The sequence below is a fragment of the Streptomyces blattellae genome (genome assembly GCF_009709555.1).
GTDB lineage: Bacteria > Actinomycetota > Actinomycetes > Streptomycetales > Streptomycetaceae > Streptomyces > Streptomyces blattellae.
Genome location: NZ_WJBG01000227.1, coordinates 1 through 13,567, shown reverse-complemented (window position 1 = coordinate 13,567; position 13,567 = coordinate 1). Strand labels below are relative to the sequence as shown.

The window sequence follows — 13,567 nt, the reverse complement described above, 5'->3', positions numbered from 1 at the left end:
GTACTCCCAACCTGGGACGCTCAGCGGAGCAGGACCACCTCGACCTCTGTGCCGGGCTCGACGGACTCCACGTTCTCGGGGACCACGATCAACGCGTCCGCGTGCGCGAGGGCCGCGACCAGGTGGGATCCGGCCCCGCCGACCGGGGTGACCTTGCCGTCGGCGTACGTCCCCCGCATGAACTGTCTGCGCCCCTTCGGCGAGGTCAGCGCCTGGTCCGCGGTGAGCGTGGCCCGGGTCGTCGGCCGGTGGACGTCGTCGAGGCCCATGAGGGTGCGGATCGCGGGGCGGACGAACAGCTCGAAGGAGACGTACGACGACACCGGGTTGCCCGGGAGCGCGAGCAGCGGTGTGTGGTCGGGGCCGATGGAGCCGAAGCCCTGGGGCTTGCCGGGCTGCATGGCGAGCTTGCGGAAGTCGATTCCGCTGCCCGCCTCGTCCTCGTCCCCGACGTGCGACAGCGCCTCCTTGACGACGTCGTACGCGCCGACGCTCACCCCGCCGGTGGTGACCATGAGGTCGGCGCGGACGAGCTGGTCCTCGATGGTGGACCGGAGCGTCTCGGCGTCGTCGGCGACGGCGCCCACGCGGTAGGCGATGGCGCCGGCGTCGCGGGCGCAGGCGGTGAGGGCGAAGCTGTTGGAGTCGTAGATCTGGCCGCTGGCGAGTTCCTCGTCGGGCTGCACGAGTTCGCTGCCGGTGGACAGCACCACCACGCGCGGGCGCGGGCGCACCCGCACCGTGCCGCGGCCGATGGCGGCGAGCAGCGCGATCTGCGGCGGCCCGAGGACGGTGCCGGCTTCCAGGGCGCGGTCTCCGGCCTTCACGTCGCTGCCCTTCGCGCGTACGTGCGCGCGTGCCTCGGCCGGCCGGTACACCTGCACATGCCCGTCGGCGCCCGCGGGGGCCAGGCTGCGCGCGCGCATCCCGGTCACCGGGCCCTCGCCGAGGCCTCCGTCGGTCCACTCCACGGGGACCACGGTCTCGGCGCCGGGCGGCAGCGGGGCGCCGGTCATGATGCGGGCGGCCTGGCCGGGCCCCACCTGGAGCAGCTCGGCCTGGCCCGCCGCGACGTCCCCGACGACCTCCAGGACCGCCGGGAACTCCTCGCTCGCGCCCGCGACATCCGCGACCCGCACCGCGTACCCGTCCATGGAGCTGTTGTCGAACGGCGGCAGGGACACCGGCACTGTGACGTCCTCGACCAGGACGCAGCCCTGGGCGTCGAGGAGTTGCAGCTCGATGGGATCGAGGGGGCGGACGGTGGCGAGGATGTCCTCCAAGTGCTCGTCCACCGACCAGAGGTGGTCCTGACCGGCGGTGCGGGGCGCGGCGCTGCTCAACGTTGCTACATCTCCTCGGCTACGTAACTGCGAAGCCAGGCCCGGAAGTCCGGGCCCAGGTCTTCACGTTCGCACGCGAGTCTGACAATGGCACGCAGATAGTCGCCGCGGTCGCCGGTGTCATAGCGGCGGCCCTTGAAGACGACGCCGTGCACCGGGCCGCCGGCCTTCCCCGCGGCGGTAGCCGCTGATGTATGCGTCTGTGAGAGCTGCTGGAGGGCGTCGGTGAGCTGGATCTCGCCACCGCGGCCCGGCTCGGTCTCGCGCAGGATGCCGAAGATGTGCGGGTCGAGGACGTAGCGGCCGATGATGGCGTAGTTCGACGGGGCGTCCGCCAGGTCGGGCTTCTCGACCAGGCCGCTCACCCTGACGACATCGCTGTCCTCGGTCTCCGCGACGGCCGCGCATCCGTAGAGGTGGATCTGCTCGGGCGCGACCTCCATGAGTGCGATGACGCTGCCGCCGCGCTGCTTCTGCACCTCGACCATCCGCTTGAGCAGCGGGTCGCGCGGGTCGATCAGGTCGTCGCCGAGGAGGACGGCGAAGGGCTCCTGGCCCACGTGCGGGGCCGCGCAGAGCACGGCGTGGCCGAGGCCCCTGGGGTCGCCCTGGCGCACGTAGTGCATGGTGGCGAGGTCGCTGGACTCCTGCACCTTGGCGAGCCGGCCGGCGTCGCCCTTCTTCTGAAGGGCCGATTCCAGCTCGTAGTTGCGGTCGAAGTGGTCCTCCAGGGGGCGCTTGTTGCGGCCTGTGATCATGAGGACGTCGTCGAGACCGGCGGACACGGCCTCCTCGACCACGTACTGGATCGCCGGCTTGTCGACGACCGGCAGCATCTCCTTGGGAGTGGCTTTGGTGGCCGGCAGGAACCGGGTGCCGAGGCCCGCCGCGGGAATGACAGCCTTGGTGATCCTTGGGTGCGACTCAGTCATGCCCGCAACCTTATCCGGTGCCTTTGTAGGGAATCTGTGGCTCCGGTCAATTGGCTGCCATATGAGCGTATTGGAAGGATTCGGGGTGCGACCTGTGAGTCACATCGAACGTCCGACTGAGCCTGACAAGCGAACGTTGCGCCGAGGGTTCGTCACGGTGAGAAGCAGGTTGACGGCGGATGACCTGCGGGAGGCCGCCGACACGCTGGGCGAGCGCGCGCTGGAGCTGCCCGAGCTGGCACAGGCCCGCACGGTGGCGGCGTACGTGTCCGTGGGGAGCGAACCCGGAACGCTCGCGCTGCTGGACGCACTACGCGCGCGGGGCGTACGTGTTCTGCTCCCGGCGCTCCTGCCGGACAACGACCTGGACTGGGGCGCCTATGCCGGAGCGGACTCCCTCGCACGGGTCCAACACGGCGGCAGAATGGCCCTCTTCGAGCCCACCGGAGAGCGCCTGGGTCCGGACGCGGTGACCGACGCCGACGCCGTCCTGCTGCCCGGTCTGGCCGTCGACGCGCACGGTATGCGGCTGGGGCGCGGCGGGGGATCGTACGACCGGGTGCTGGCCCGCCTGGAGCGCGCGGGCGCGCATCCGGCGCTGGTGGTGCTCCTGTACGACTCGGAGGTCGTCGAGCGGGTTCCCGCGGAGGCCCACGACCGGCCGGTGCACGCGGTGGTGACGCCGTCGGGCGTACGTCGCTTCAGTCGCCCATGAAGAGCAGTCGCCCATGAAAAGGAAATGGCCCTCCACGCGCGCGTGGAGGGCCATTTCAACTCCTCAGGGCTTCAGCACGAGCGTGTCACTGGTGCTCTCCTCGACCGCCTTGTCCGAGAAGGACCAGTCGAGCAGCTCACCCTTGACCCATTTGTCCGTCTGATCGGTGTAATGGGCGTTATAGGCATGCCCTGACGCGCCGGTCAGGTTGATCCACTTCGATTTGTCGAGGTCGGCGAGGTTGACCACCATGCGCATCGACGGCACCCAGACGACGCCGTAGCCGCCAGCGGCGTTCCAGCCGGTCGCGTTGACCGCCCCTTCGCCGCCACTGAGCCTCCAGGGGCCGCGGTTGAGGACGTACTGCAGGAAGGCGGGGCCGTCGGTGCCCAGGGTCTGGTTGTCCAGGAACAGCCGGTGCAGCCGGCCCCAGCTCCAGGTGTCGATGTCCTTGCCGAGCTCGGCGGTCAGCTCCCAGCGGGCGTCGATCATGGCGCGCTCGAACAGCTCGTCGCGGTTGTCGGCGGCCGGGCGGGTGCCCGAGCGGGGCGTCGTCCACCAGTCGCTGTTCGGGTCGTCCATGAGGTTGCGCACCACCTCGAACCAGCGGTCACCGCCGTCCGGCTGTGCCTGGGAGGCATCGCGCTGGCCGCACTCGCGCACCTTCCGGGTCTCGTCCGCCGGGCCGGTGGTGTCGACCGGGTCGACCCACAGGCACTGGCCCTCGACCCGCAGCTCCTTGGGCAGCTTGTTGCCAAAGGCGAGCTTGAGGATGTTGCGCCAGACCGAGTTGAAGTAGGCGGCCGCCGCCGAGTCGGAGTCCTGGGTGTAGTCCCAGCCTTCGAGGAGCTTCTGGGCCTCGCGGACGTCCTTGTCGGCGACGTCGATCTTCAGCAGCTGAGGCACGAGCAGCTTGGCGATCTCACTGCTGTTGTCGAGCTGCATCTGGCGCATGTCGTCGGTGGAGATCTTGCCGCCGTCGTCGATCTTCGACTGGATCAGGTCGGTGATCCGCTGGCTGCGGGTGCCGTAGCCCCAGTCCGTGGTGAGCGTGTAGGGATACCTGTCCGGATCGATGACGGCCTGGTTGGCGGTGACGATGTAGCCGCGTTGGGGGTTGAGCTCGTAGGGCAGTTCGTCCTGGTCGATGTAGCCGGTCCACCGGTACGCGGGGTCCCAGCCCGGCGCCGGGATCGCGCCGGTGTGCTCCGCGGAGCGCGTGGGGATCTTTCCGGGCAGCGTGTAGCCGATGTTGCCCTCGGTGTCGGCGTAGACCAGGTTCTGCGAGGGCACCTCGAACAACTCGGCCGCCTCACGGAATTCGTCCCAGTCGGCCGCCTTGTTCATGGCGAAGACGGCGTCCATGGTGGTGCCCGCATCCAGGGCGGTCCAGCGCAGGGAGACGCCGTAGCCGTCGCCGCGGTCGGGGGCGGCGGTGTCGACGGTGGCCTTCTTGCCGACCTTCACCAGCTCGTCGTCGCGGTCGGACAGCAGGGGCCCGTTGTTGGTCTCACGGACGACGATCTTCTTGGAGGGGCCGCCGGCGACCTTGATGGTCTCCTCACGCGTGGTGAACGGCTTGACCTTGTCGTCGTACAGGTAGCCGTCGCCGGTGAGCTTCTCCAGGTAGAGGTCGGTGACATCGACGCCGGAGTTGGTCATGCCCCAGGAGATGTCCTGGTTGTGGCCGATGATCACGCCGGGCATGCCCGCGAAGGTGTAGCCGCTGACGTCGTACTGGCACTTGCTGGAGACGCTGCGGCAGTGCAGGCCCATCTGGTACCAGACGGACGGCAGCGAGGCCGACAGGTGCGGGTCGTTGGCCAGCAGCGGCTTGCCGGTGATGGTGTGCTGGCCGGAGACGACCCAGGCGTTGGAGCCGATGCCGCTGCCGTTCACGCCGACTGCCGCGGGGAGGTCGTCCAGGGCGTCGTAGAGGCCCGACAGCTGGGTCTGGAGGGCCGAGGAGGCCGTGTCGGAGGTCTGGCCCGTCGTGCCGCTCGTGGACGTCCCTGACGTGCCGCTCGCGCTGTCGCTCTGCTCGAAGGTCTGCGTGAGGTCGTCGTACTGGCCCTCCTCGACGATCGCCTGGTTCCGGCTGTACGGGTACTCCGGGTACAGGTCCTCGATCTGCTGGGGTCCCAGCCGACTGGTCATCAGGGCGCGGTCGATCTCGTCCTGCATGTTGCCGCGCAGGTCCCAGCCCATCGCCTTCAGCCAGGCGACCGAGTCGACCGGGGTCCACTGCTCCGGCTTGTAGTCGTTGCTGAACCCGAGAGCCGCGTACTCCAGGGAGATTTCCTTGCCTTCCTTGCCCTCCAGGTAGGCGTTGACTCCCTTGGAGTACGCCTGGAGGTACTTCTTCGAGGCGGGCGACAGCTTGGTGTCGTACTCCTCCTTCGCCACGCGGTCCCAGCCCAGGGTGCGCAGAAACTCGTCGTTGTCGACCTGGTCCTTGCCGAACATCTCCGACAGACGACCGGAGGTCATGTGCCGGCGCACGTCCATCTCGTAGAACCGGTCCTGCGCCTGGACGAAGCCCTGCGCCATGAACAGGTCCTCGTCGGTGGAGGCGTAGATCTGCGGGATGCCGTTGCCGTCACGCTTGACGTCGACGGGCGCCGACAGGCCGTCGAGCGAGATTGAGCCCTTGGTCTGCGGGAAGGAGGCGCGGACGGTGCTGATGGACCAGTACCCCCCGTAGGCGACGCCTCCGACGACGGCCAGCACGAGGACGAGGACGATCAGACGGGCTGTGCGCCCCTTCTTCCTCCGGGACTTGCCGGGCTGCTGACCCGATGAGGCGGTGGTATTGGGGGGCATCGCTGTCCTTGCTGTCCTTACGCGAGCGGCAGGGCCGGCTGTCCTTTTGAATGAGCGCTGGAGCAACCATAGGCGCAGGGCCCGGCGCCACTTGACGCGGAGTGGGGAACCGGGGCGGATGAGCGTTCGATCCCGCCCCCGGAACGTCAAGAAATCGCCAAGAGTTAGGTAAGGTAACGAAGTACTTGGGTACGGAGCACCGCACATTCGTGTCCGATGTACATGAGCTGACGCCCACGCGCGCGTGCCGTGTGTGAGCCAGGAAAGGGAACGGCCGCTGACAGTCCACGAACTCAACGAACTTCTGCTCGTCTGCTCGCTCGTCCTGCTCGTCGCCGTCGCAGCGGTCCGGATCTCCTCGCGCAGCGGGCTCCCCGGCCTGCTCGTCTACCTGGGCATCGGCATCCTCATGGGCCAGGACGGCATCGGTGACATCCACTTCAACGACGCCGAGCTGACGCAGGTGATCGGGTATGCGGCACTGGTCGTGATCCTCGCCGAAGGCGGTCTCGGCACGAAGTGGAAAGAGATCAAGCCGGCTTTGCCGGCCGCCACCCTGCTGGCCCTCGTCGGGGTCGCGGTCAGCGTCGGCATCACGGCGACGGCCGCGCACCATCTGATCGGGCTGGAGTGGCGTCAGGCACTGATCATCGGCGCGGTGGTCTCGTCGACGGACGCGGCGGCCGTCTTCTCGGTGCTGCGGAAAATCCCCCTCCCCGCGCGCGTGACCGGCACCCTGGAGGCCGAGTCCGGCTTCAACGACGCCCCCGTGGTCATCCTGGTGATCGCCTTCTCCACGGCGGGACCGATCGAGCACTGGTATGTGCTGCTGGGCGAAATACTCCTGGAACTGGCCATCGGCGCCGCCATCGGTCTCGCGGTCGGCTGGCTGGGCTCCTGGGGGCTCCGGCACGTGGCACTGCCCGCCTCCGGCCTCTACCCGATCGCCGTCATGGCCATCGCCGTCACCGCGTATGCGGCCGGCGCCATGGCCCACGGCAGCGGCTTCCTCGGCGTGTACCTCGCCTCGATGGTCATGGGCAACGCGAAGCTGCCGCACTGGCCCGCCACGCGCGGTTTCGCGGACGGGCTCGGCTGGATCGCGCAGATCGGCATGTTCGTCCTGCTCGGCCTGCTGGTCACCCCGCACGAGCTGGGCGACGACATCTGGCCTGCGCTGGTCATCGGGCTGGTGCTGACCATGGTGGCGCGTCCGCTGAGCGTGGTGCTCTGCCTGGTGCCGTTCCGGGTGCCGTGGACGGAGCAGGCGCTGATGTCCTGGGCCGGGCTGCGCGGCGCCGTGCCCATCATCCTGGCGACGATCCCCATGGTGGAGGGCGTCGACGCCAGCCGCCGCATCTTCAATATCGTCTTCGTCCTGGTCGTCGTCTACACCCTGATCCAGGGGCCGACGCTGCCGTGGCTGGCCCGCAGGCTGCATCTGGGCGAGGAGGCCGAGGCCGCCGACCTCGGCATCGAGTCGGCGCCGCTGGAGCGGCTGCGCGGGCACCTGCTGTCCCTGTCGATCCCCGAGGGGTCGAGGATGCACGGCGTGGAGATCAACGAGCTGCGGCTGCCGGCCGGGGCCGCCGTCACGCTTGTCGTACGTGACGGAAAATCGTTTGTTCCGCTGCCGACGACCGTGCTGCGGCACGGGGACGAACTGCTCGTGGTCGCCACCGACCCCGTTCGGGACGCGGCGGAGCGACGGCTGCGGGCGGTGGGACACGGCGGCAAGCTGGCCGGGTGGCTGGGGGCCAACGGTGACAACAATGACAGGTGAACACCGCCATGGTGCTCACTTTCACAGGTGCACCAGCCACTGATCCCTGTACGATGAAGGCGCACCTTGATCGAACCAACTCTGCCTGACGCAGAGCTGGCGCGACCGTATGGCGGCCGGGACGCCCTCAAGCAGTGAGCGCCCGGCATCTACCGCAGTTCCGCGCAAGAGGACAGCTCTCGGCGCCGCCCCCCACTCGCAGGGCGCGCTACCAGGTGGCAGAAAGGCAAGGACCGTGGCATCCACGGTCACCACCGAGCCGTCGAAGGACTCGCCGGCCTCCTCCCGCCCGGGCTACGGGCAACTGCTGCGCACCCCCGGCGCCTGGACGTTCCTGCTCCCCGGCTTCGCCGCACGCCAGCCGTTCGCGATGCTCACCCTCTCCATCGTGCTGCTGGTGCAGCACACCACCGGCTCGTACGGTGCCGCGGGCGCCGTCGCGGCGGCCACCGGTGTCTCCATGGCAGTGTTCGCGCCCTGCACCGGGCGCCTTGCGGACCGCTGCGGACAGCGCGCCGTACTGATCCCCGGCGTGCTGGCGCACACACTGTCGGGCCTGACCCTGACGGCCCTCGCGCTCGCACAAGCGCCCCTGTGGGCGCTGTTCGCGGCGGCCGTGCCCATGGGCGCCTCCGTGCCGCAGATCGGGCCCATGGTGCGGGCCCGCTGGGGCGTGAAGCTCCAGGACTCGCCCCTGATGACGACCGCGGCGGCCTTCGAGTCCGTCACCGACGAGCTGACCTTCGTCGTCGGCCCCCTGCTGGCGACCGCCCTGTGCACGACCGTCGACCCCGCCGCGGGCCTGGTGGCCGAGGCGGCCCTGACGCTCATCGGCGGACTGCTGTTCGCCGCGCGGAAGAGCACCCAGCCCCGCGTCACGGCAGCCGGGCACGCGCGCGTGGCGCACGCTTCCGCGCTGCGCGTCCCTGGAGTGCGCGTGCTGATCATGACGTTCCTCGGCATCGGCGCCGTCTTCGGCGGCATGCAGGTCTCACTTGCCGCGTTCAGCGAGTCGATCGGCGAACCCGGCCTGAACGGCGTCCTGTACGGCGTTTTCGCCGCGGGCAACATGCTCTCCGGCCTCGTCTGCGGCGCGATCGCCTGGAAGGCCGCTCCGCAGCGCCGCCTCCTGGTGGCCTACGGCGCGCTCGCCCTGACCGCCTCCGGTCTGTGGGCCGCGCACTCCGTGCCCGTCCTCGCGGGCCTCGGACTGCTCGTGGGCATGTGCATCGCGCCCGCGCTGATCACCGGCTACACGCTGGTCGAGGGCCTCGTCCCGGCCGGCGCCCGCACCGAGGCCTTCACCTGGCTCACCGGCGCGGTGGCCCTCGGGCAGGCGGCCGCCGTCACGGCCGCCGGCCAGTTCGAGGACCGCTTCTGGGACGGTGCCGGGTTCCTCGTCCCGATGGGCGGCACCGCGCTCGCCCTCGTGGCCCTTCTGGCGCTGCGCTCGCGGCTGGTGCCGCCGCGCGCGACCAAAGTGGTCGCTCGCGGCGCGGCCCATCGCGAGCCTGTCGCGATCGGCGAGATGCGACGGTGAATCACCAATTCATTCCCGCATTCCCATTCCCGAGGAATACGTCACTGTGACTCCGCCGCTGCACGGCTTCCCCCTTGGGCACAAGTACCCTCGCGGCGGTCAAGCCCTGACCGCTGCCTTGTAGCAGGTGACGCGCGTTACTCCATTTGCTGGCGGCGCGGGTTAGTATGGACGATCGTTAGCACTCATCGAGTGAGAGTGCCAGGAGGAAGACAGTGCCCACCTACCAATACCAGTGCACCGAGTGCGGCGAGGGCCTTGAGGCGGTGCAGAAGTTCACCGACGACGCCCTGACCGAGTGCCCCAGTTGCCAGGGCCGCCTCAAGAAGGTGTTCTCCGCGGTCGGCATCGTCTTCAAGGGCTCCGGCTTCTACCGCAACGACAGCCGCGGCTCCTCGTCGAGCAGCTCCCCGGCGTCGTCGAAGCCGTCGGCGTCCTCGTCGGACTCCTCGGACTCCTCATCCTCCTCGACCGGCTCGACCAGCTCGTCGTCCTCGGACACGAAGTCGTCGGGCACCGGCACCTCGTCGAGTTCCGGGACCTCGTCCAGCAGCAGCTCCGCCGCGTAAGGGGTGTAGCGCGCAATGCCTGTAGGCGTGCAAGGCGCGTAGGCGTGCATGCACGTAGGCGTGCAATGCCTGTAGGCGCGCAAGACCCGCTCACCGGACCCTGTCGTCGTACGACGGCAGGGTTCCCGGCATTTCCCGGGCCCCTCTCTACGCCCGGCCGGGGCCAGCTAGTGTGCTGGTCATGGCGAACGCAGAGATCGGTGTAATCGGGGGCTCCGGCTTCTATTCGTTCCTCGACGACGTGACCGAGATCCAGGTGGACACCCCTTACGGTGCGCCCAGTGACTCTCTCTTCCTCGGCGAGGTGGCCGGGCGGCAGGTCGCCTTCCTGCCCCGGCACGGACGCGGCCACCATCTGCCGCCGCACCGCATCAACTACCGGGCCAACCTGTGGGCGCTGCGGTCGGTCGGCGTACGTCAGGTCCTCGGCCCCTGTGCGGTGGGCGGCCTGCGCCCCGAGTACGGACCCGGCACGCTGCTCGTGCCGGATCAGCTGGTCGACCGTACGAAGTCCCGGGTGGGGACGTACTTCGACGGGTTTCCGCTGCCCGACGGCACCTCGCCGAACGTGGTGCATGTGTCCCTGGCCGACCCCTACTGCCCCACCGGACGGACGGCGGCGCTGAAGGCGGCGCGGGGGCGCGACTGGGAGGCGGCGGACGGCGGCACACTGGTGGTGATCGAGGGGCCGCGCTTCTCGACCCGTGCCGAATCGTTGTGGCACCAGGCGCAGGGCTGGTCCGTGGTGGGGATGACCGGGCATCCCGAGGCTGCGCTGGCCCGTGAACTCGAACTCTGCTACACCTCGATGACGCTGGTCACCGACCTCGACGCGGGCGCCGAGACCGGCGAAGGCGTCTCGCACGACGAGGTTCTGCGGGTGTTCGCGGCGAATGTGGACCGGCTGCGCGGCGTACTGTTCGACGCCGTCGCCGCGCTGCCCGCCACCGGGGAGCGGGACTGCCTGTGCACGGCGGCGCTGGGTGGGGTGGATCCGGGGTTCGCGCTGCCGTAGACCACTCTGCCTGGAGGCACTCTGCTGTAGACCACTCTGCTGCCGACCGTCTGAGGGCGGAACTTCCCCTTCGGGTGAGGGAGTTGTCCACAACCGGCCAGTAGCGCACCGGCGTCAGCGGGCGACGGCGCGAAGCCTCATCGTGGCGTGGAAGCCGATTCCTCGTCACGGGTGGTGATCCGCATGTCCTTCGCTCCTTCGCCCTCTTCGTCGTCCTCTCCTTCTTCCCCGTCCTTGCCGTCTTCTCTGCCCTTGCCGTCTTCTCTGTCCTCTCCCTCACCCGCTCATATTTCGCCTCGTCCTCTCGGCACCGACGCCCCCGCCACCTGCGAGGTGCCGCACTTCGCCCCGGTGCGGGTGCGCGGCGGTCGCTATCAACTGCGCCGTCTCGTACGGCACCGGAGGCGGGCCGTGGCAGCCGGGCTCGCCGTCACCGCAGCGGCGCTCGTGGCGGCGGGCCCGCGGGAGGCCGATCGGGCGCGCGGGCACCCGGTGTCCGAGCCGGTACGGCAACACCACGCCGTCGAGTCGGTGACGGCACCGGTGCGGATCGCCGACGCGGAGACGGTCCGGCTGCTGCGGCCCGGCGACCGGGTGGATGTCATCGCCGCCGAGGAGACCGCGACGGGCGGTGACGCACGCGTGGTCGCTCGCGGGGCGCGGGTGACGAAGGTGCCCGAGCCGCTGGACGGCGCCACCGAGAGCGGGGCGCTGGTCGTCCTCTCGGTGCCGCGCTCCACGGCGGCGCGTCTCGCCGGTGCGAGCACGATGGCGCGGCTGGCGGTGACGCTGTGCTGAGCCGGTTGGTGCGCTTTCTGCGTGTACGGGTGTCAAGTCCCGCGTTCCCACTAGCCAATTGGACAGGGCCGCCGCGGGCTGACGTAAGTTGCGGAGCGTTTTGTTCCACAGCCTGTGTGTGTGAGGAGAGGCTCCGCGGTGAGCGAGAAGAAGGAACCGAGCGTCTGGGACGGCTTCAAGGCCTTCCTGATGCGCGGGAACGTGGTCGACCTGGCGGTCGCGGTGGTCATCGGGGCCGCCTTCACCAACATCGTCAACGCGGTGGTGAGGGGGCTCATCAACCCGCTGGTCGGAGCGATCGGCACGAAGAACCTGGACAACTACAGCTCCTGCCTGAGCGACAACTGCCAGGGCGATCAGGGGATCCGGCTGCTGTGGGGCTCGGTCCTCGGCGCGACCCTGAGCTTTGTGATCACCGCGGCGGTCGTCTACTTCCTGATGGTGCTGCCGATGGCGAAGTACTTGGCCCGCATGGAGGCCCGCCGGAAGGCCAAGGAAGGCACACACGAGGTCATCGAGGTGACCGAGCTGGAGGTGCTCAAGGAGATCCGCGACGCGCTGGTCGCACAGCGCGGCTCGGGGCACAACGAGCAGTAGCAGCACTGGTGCGGGAGATCCGGCGGGCGCGGGCGTGCTGGGCCCGCCGGACTCAGAGGTGGTGCGGCGGCTTCTCGTCCAGGAAGCGCCTCAGGTCTGCCGCGCTGCCGCCGCCGGCGCCGGGCCACTCGCCCCAGCCGCGGTCCGTGTCGTCCGGGGACTGCTGGTCCAGCGGGTCGTCGAAGATCAACGCGGGCCTCGGGGCGGGCTGCCCGGGGTCGGAGCACCGGTCGGATTCGGTGCCCATGGGGTCGGGGCCGGTGCTCATGGGGTCGGATCCCGTGCTCATGGGGTCGGGGCCGGTGCTCATGGGGTCGGATCCCGTGCTCATTGGGTCGGATCCGGTGCTCATGGGATCGGGGGCGGTGCTCATGCCTTCAGAGTACGGCGGGGTGCGACCGCTCCCGCCCATATCGCGGCTGACCTGGCCTTTCGCGGGAACTCTGGGGCCCGCCTCTGGGGGTACCGCCGTATGCGGAGAAGGACTTCACCACGTCATGGCATCCACACCACATCTCCGAGCGGTACGGGCTGTTCACCATGATCGTGCTGGGCGAGACGACCGCGGCGGCCACGATCGGGGTGAAGACCGGGATCGACGAGAACGACGCGCTGGGCGAACTGGTGCCGATCGCGGCGGGGGGCTGCTGATCATCTTCGCCGCGCGGTGGATCTACTTCGTGGTGCCGATCCACGGCCACCTGCGGTCCAACGGGCAGGCGTTCCTGTGGGGGCTGACAGCTGCTGAACGGTCCATCAGCGCATCTCAGCCTCTGTCGGCTCGTGTCGTGCTGGCGTGAACTCTCCGAGTGAGGGATGGGGCGTCGTGGAGTGCCCTGCCCGGTGTGGTCCGGGTCTTTCACTCTGGAGGGGAACAAGGGTTCCTTCACCGAATGCGTGACCTTCGGGCCGGGTGCTCGTTGGGTGCGGTGAGGGGATCTACGAAACGGGGGGTGTCGAGTGAGGGCGAAGTTCCGGCCGCGGTCCGGCTGTGTGGTGCAGGCCTACAAGTTCGCTCTCGATCCGAACACCGGGCAGGAGCGGGCGCTGCGCTCGCACTGCGGTGCCGCCCGCGCCGCCTACAACTGGGCCGTGTCCTGGGTGACCGCCGCATGGTGGCAGCGCAAGGCCGAAGCCACCTACGGCATCAGTGAAGACGAACTCACCCCGTGGCGACCGTGGTCGCTGCCCGCGCTGCGCAAGGAGTTCAACCGCATCAAGACCGCCGACCCGAGATTCGCCGACTGGTGGCAGGAGAACTCCAAGGAGGCCTACAGCACCGGCCTGGCGAACGCGGCTGCCGCGTTCGACAACTACGCCAGGTCCAAGCAGGGCAAGCGCAAGGGTGCCAGGGTGGGCATCCCGCGCCGCAAGCCGAAGCGGAAGGCCCGTCTGGCCTGCCGGTTCACCACCGGCACGATCCGTGTCGAGCCGGACGGCCGGCACGTCACC

At 69.5% G+C, this 13,567-nt stretch carries 12 protein-coding genes and 1 pseudogene; 9 read left to right on the top strand and 4 right to left on the bottom strand.

What is annotated here, in order from left to right:
- Positions 1–20: 20 nt before the first annotated feature.
- Complete coding sequence (gene glp / locus GFH49_RS33185) at positions 21–1,343, bottom strand: molybdotransferase-like divisome protein Glp (protein ID WP_155059765.1); 1,323 nt, start codon at positions 1,341–1,343, stop codon at positions 21–23.
- Positions 1,344–1,348: 5 nt separating this feature from the next.
- Positions 1,349–2,275 carry a UTP--glucose-1-phosphate uridylyltransferase GalU gene (galU, locus tag GFH49_RS33180; protein ID WP_155059764.1) on the bottom strand — a complete coding sequence of 309 codons (927 nt, stop codon included), beginning with the start codon at positions 2,273–2,275 and terminating at the stop codon, positions 1,349–1,351.
- Positions 2,276–2,369: 94 nt separating this feature from the next.
- Between galU and GFH49_RS33175 the strand changes: the two genes are divergently transcribed.
- Positions 2,370–2,990, top strand: coding sequence for a 5-formyltetrahydrofolate cyclo-ligase (locus tag GFH49_RS33175; RefSeq protein ID WP_155059763.1), 621 nt, complete (start codon positions 2,370–2,372; stop codon positions 2,988–2,990).
- A 63-nt stretch (positions 2,991–3,053) separates the two neighbouring features.
- On the opposite strand, the gene GFH49_RS33170 is transcribed toward GFH49_RS33175, so the two are convergent.
- Entirely contained in the window at positions 3,054–5,813 is a 2,760-nt protein-coding gene (locus tag GFH49_RS33170) for a penicillin acylase family protein (protein ID WP_155059762.1), read from the bottom strand.
- A gap of 253 nt (positions 5,814–6,066) precedes the next feature.
- On the opposite strand from GFH49_RS33170, the gene GFH49_RS33165 reads away from it, so the two are divergent.
- The 6 genes from GFH49_RS33165 (at position 6,067) to mscL (ending at position 12,115) form a co-directional block, all read left to right on the top strand.
- Entirely contained in the window at positions 6,067–7,596 is a 1,530-nt protein-coding gene (locus GFH49_RS33165) for a potassium/proton antiporter (protein ID WP_408055979.1), read from the top strand.
- A gap of 235 nt (positions 7,597–7,831) precedes the next feature.
- Complete coding sequence (locus GFH49_RS33160) at positions 7,832–9,136, top strand: MFS transporter (protein ID WP_155059760.1); 1,305 nt, start codon at positions 7,832–7,834, stop codon at positions 9,134–9,136.
- 215 nt (positions 9,137–9,351) lie between these two features.
- Positions 9,352–9,705 (top strand): FmdB family zinc ribbon protein, encoded by a 354-nt coding sequence (locus GFH49_RS33155; RefSeq protein WP_155059759.1) that lies wholly within the window; start codon positions 9,352–9,354, stop codon positions 9,703–9,705.
- Positions 9,706–9,886: 181 nt separating this feature from the next.
- Positions 9,887–10,720 (top strand): S-methyl-5'-thioadenosine phosphorylase, encoded by an 834-nt coding sequence (locus GFH49_RS33150; RefSeq protein ID WP_155059758.1) that lies wholly within the window; start codon positions 9,887–9,889, stop codon positions 10,718–10,720.
- A 183-nt stretch (positions 10,721–10,903) separates the two neighbouring features.
- Complete coding sequence (locus tag GFH49_RS33145; protein WP_230396639.1) at positions 10,904–11,518, top strand: CpaB family protein; 615 nt, start codon at positions 10,904–10,906, stop codon at positions 11,516–11,518.
- A 138-nt stretch (positions 11,519–11,656) separates the two neighbouring features.
- Positions 11,657–12,115 (top strand): large conductance mechanosensitive channel protein MscL, encoded by a 459-nt coding sequence (gene mscL, locus GFH49_RS33140; RefSeq protein WP_155059757.1) that lies wholly within the window; start codon positions 11,657–11,659, stop codon positions 12,113–12,115.
- A gap of 52 nt (positions 12,116–12,167) precedes the next feature.
- Here the strand turns inward: mscL and GFH49_RS33135 are convergent, their stop codons facing one another.
- Positions 12,168–12,383 (bottom strand): hypothetical protein, encoded by a 216-nt coding sequence (locus GFH49_RS33135; protein ID WP_408055981.1) that lies wholly within the window; start codon positions 12,381–12,383, stop codon positions 12,168–12,170.
- A gap of 194 nt (positions 12,384–12,577) precedes the next feature.
- On the opposite strand from GFH49_RS33135, the pseudogene GFH49_RS33130 reads away from it, so the two are divergent.
- A pseudogene (locus tag GFH49_RS33130) lies at positions 12,578–12,849 on the top strand (low temperature requirement protein A); the annotation flags it as partial.
- A 226-nt stretch (positions 12,850–13,075) separates the two neighbouring features.
- Positions 13,076–13,567 (top strand): helix-turn-helix domain-containing protein (locus GFH49_RS33125; RefSeq protein WP_155059756.1); only part of this gene is annotated, 492 nt, incomplete at its 3' end.

Coding starts and splice junctions, on each gene's coding strand:
- galU (WP_155059764.1), bottom strand. CDS start 2,275: ATGACTGAGTCGCACCCAAGGATCACCAAGGCTGTCATTCCCGCGGCG.
- GFH49_RS33170 (WP_155059762.1), bottom strand. CDS start 5,813: ATGCCCCCCAATACCACCGCCTCATCGGGTCAGCAGCCCGGCAAGTCC.
- GFH49_RS33150 (WP_155059758.1), top strand. CDS start 9,887: ATGGCGAACGCAGAGATCGGTGTAATCGGGGGCTCCGGCTTCTATTCG.
- GFH49_RS33145 (WP_230396639.1), top strand. CDS start 10,904: ATGTCCTTCGCTCCTTCGCCCTCTTCGTCGTCCTCTCCTTCTTCCCCG.
- GFH49_RS33135 (WP_408055981.1), bottom strand. CDS start 12,383: ATGAGCACCGGCCCCGACCCCATGGGCACCGAATCCGACCGGTGCTCC.